Raw genomic sequence first — 2,895 nt, 5'->3', positions numbered from 1 at the left:
CCACCTTCTCGGCGACCGCGGAGGGGGTGAGCTGCGCGGTGATGCCCTGCAGCAGCCCGCGCAGCGGGGAGTTGGGCGCGCCCAGGATGTTCAGCCCCTCCGCCGCCGCCGGCAGGCCGGCGAAGGGCGGCAGGACGAGGTCGTCCAGCAGCGCCTGCCAGGCATCGCCATAGTCGCGGGCGTAGAGGGCCAGCACCTCGGCCTCCAGCCGCGCCGGGTCCTCGGCGCCGGCCTGCGCCGCCTCCGGGCCCAGCACCCAGCCCTCGGCGGCGGCGGCGCGCACCGCCCCGGCCAAATTGGGCAGCAGCGCCTGGCGCAGCCCGTCCAGCGTGTAGAGGCCGGGCACGCCCTCGGTCAGCGGCCGGCCGGAGGCGCGCACGAAATAGCGCTGCCCGGCGGCGCCCAGCGCATCGGCCGGGCGCCAGGGCGCCAGCGCCTCGCCCGCCGGGCGCAGCCGCGAATAGACCCGCCCCGCCATGGGCAGGCGGGAGAAGACGCGCCGCGCCGTGTCCACCAGCGCGCCATCGATCGGGTAGCGGGCGAAATCCTGCGCCAGCAGCGCGTCCAGATGGCGCGCCAGCGCCTCCCGCGCCGGAAGGTGGATGGCGCCGGGATAGAGCAGCGCCCAGTCGGCCACCACCCAGCGGCGCAGCAGCGCGGCATCCAGCGGCCCCTCGCGACCCAGCATCAGATAGGCGCGGGTGGTCTCATACAGCGCCTCCTGCTGGGTCAGCTCGGCGCGCATGCGGCCCTCCATGCGGGCCAGCAGGCGCGGCAGCAGGGTGCGGTCCAGCGCGTGGCGATAGGCGATGCGGCCGCCGGCCGCCAGCTTCTCCGCCTGGTCGAGGCCGAGCAGCCCCTCCTCCCGCCCCGCCGCCTCGGGCAGGTCGCGCGCGGCATCGAGAGAGGGCAGCACGCGCAGGAAATCGGCCTCGGTCACCGGGTCGAAGGGGATGCCCTGCGCGGCCTCCTCCGCCCGGGCGACGGCCTGCTGCACCGCCTCGGCGCGGCGCTGCTCCGCGGCGCGGCTGGACCAGCCCCAGAACCCGCCCCCCACCACCAGCAGCAGCGCCAGCCCCCAGGCGGTGGCCGCCAGGATGCGGCCGCGCCGCTCCGCCTTGCGGTCGCGCGCGGCCAGCCTGGCCTCACGGAACACCACCTCGCGCAGCAGGCGGCCGAGGAAGAAGCTCCGCCCCTGCTGGCCACCGGCGCGCGCCACGCGCTGCCCGTCCAGCCCGAAGCTGCGCGACAGCGCCCCGGCCAGCCGGTCGATCGGCGAGCCCTCCTGCGTGCCGGAGGTGAAATAGACGCCGCGCAGGAACAGCGCCGGATCCATGCGGGTGCCGCCGAAGGCGGCCTCGGCGAAGTCGCGCACCGGCTGTTCCAGCGAGGCGAATTGCGCCGGGAAGCCGGCGATGGCGGCGCGCTGGGCGGGGCCGCGCTCGGCCTGCAGGCGCTCCAGCAGCCGCGCCTGCAGCCGCGCCAGCAGCGCCTGGAACTCGGCGCCGAAGCGGGCGAGCGGCCCCTCCGGCCCCGCCTGGACGGGTAAGGTGAAGCCCCAGACCTGGGCGCGGCTGTCGCGGTCCAGATCGTCGAAGCTCTCGGTGAAGCCGGGCAGCAGATCGGCCTTGGTCACCAGCAGATAGACCGGCAGGCGCTGGCCTAGTTTTTCTTCCAGTTCGCGGATGCGGCGGCGCACGCTGCGGGCATGCGCCTCCCGCCCGGCGGCGTCCAGGCTGGCCAGGAGATCGGTGCCGAAGGCCACCAGCACGCCGTTCAGCGGCTGGCGCGGCCGGGTGCGGCGCAACAGGGCCAGGAAGCTTTCCCAGCCCGCGCGGTCGGCGGCGGCGTCCGAATCCTGGGTGGTGTAGCGCCCGGCGGTGTCGAGCAGCACGGCGCGGTCGGAGAGCCACCAATCGCAATGCCGCGTGCCGCCAATGCCGGGCAGCTTGCCCTCGGCCACCGGGAAATCCAGGCCGGAGCGGGCGATGGCCGTGGTCTTGCCGCTGCCGGGCGGGCCGATCAGCACATACCAGGGCAGCTCATACAGAAAATTGCCCTGGCGCGCGGCGGAGCGGCGCAGCACCTCCAGCGCCCGGCCCAGATTTTCTTTCAGGGCCGCCTGTTCCTCGGCGGCGCGGCCGTCGCGGTCTTCCGTGCTGGTCACCGCCTCCGTCAGCGCGCGGTCGCGGGCGCGGCGGGCGCGGGCGCGCCAGAGCATCAGGCCGAGATAGATGGCCAGCACAAGCGCGGCGATGATGGCGCGCGACCAGGGATCCTCGAAGGGCCGCGTGCTGCCGAAGCCGAGCAGCGGCAGGAACAGCCAGATCACCGGCAGCAGCAGCAGGATGACGGCCAGGCCGGCCAGCGCCGGGATGGTGGCGAAGGCGGAGATCAGGCTCCCCATCACTCGGGTCTCCGGTTCAGCACCACCACCTCGATGCGGCGATTGGCCTCGCGCCCCTCGGCCGTGCGGTTGTCGGCCACGGGCTCGGCATCGCCGCGGCCCTCGGCCTGGAAGCGCGCGGCCTCCAGGCCGGAGGCGCGGCGGATCACCTCCAGCGCCGCCTCGGCGCGCGCCTGGGACAGATGGAAATTCGACGGGAAGCGCAGTGTGCGGATCGGCTGGTTGTCGGAATGGCCGAGGATGTCGGTGCGCCCCGCATCCTCCTCGCGCACCGCCTCGCCGATGCGGGTCAGCAGCGGCACGAAGCGCTCATTCAGCGTGGCCGAGCCGGAGGCGTACATGCCGCTGCCCTGGATGCGCACCATGGTGCGCTGGACATCGCCGGTGACGGTGACCAGGCCCTGCGCGATCTCGGGCGCCAGGAATTCGCGCAGCCTGGCGGCCAGCGTCGGGCGTGGCGGCACGGCGGCGGCGGGCGGCGGTGGCGG

The 2,895-nt window shown here is 75.0% G+C and carries 2 protein-coding genes; both read right to left on the bottom strand.

Annotation, left to right across the window (positions count from 1 at the left end; genetic code table 11):
• The coding region (gene tssM / locus HMPREF0731_RS15715; RefSeq protein WP_007005155.1) for a type VI secretion system membrane subunit TssM at positions 1 to 2,407 on the bottom strand (2,407 nt) is incomplete at its 3' end.
• Positions 2,407 to 2,895: type VI secretion system protein TssL, long form (gene tssL / locus HMPREF0731_RS15710; RefSeq protein WP_007005154.1), on the bottom strand; the 489-nt coding region annotated here is incomplete at its 5' end. The genes tssM and tssL, both read right to left, overlap by 1 nt.

This window comes from Pseudoroseomonas cervicalis ATCC 49957 (assembly GCF_000164635.1).
GTDB lineage: Bacteria > Pseudomonadota > Alphaproteobacteria > Acetobacterales > Acetobacteraceae > Pseudoroseomonas > Pseudoroseomonas cervicalis.
The sequence above is the reverse complement of the archived record's forward strand: the minus strand, read 5'-3'. Positions and strand labels throughout refer to the sequence as shown.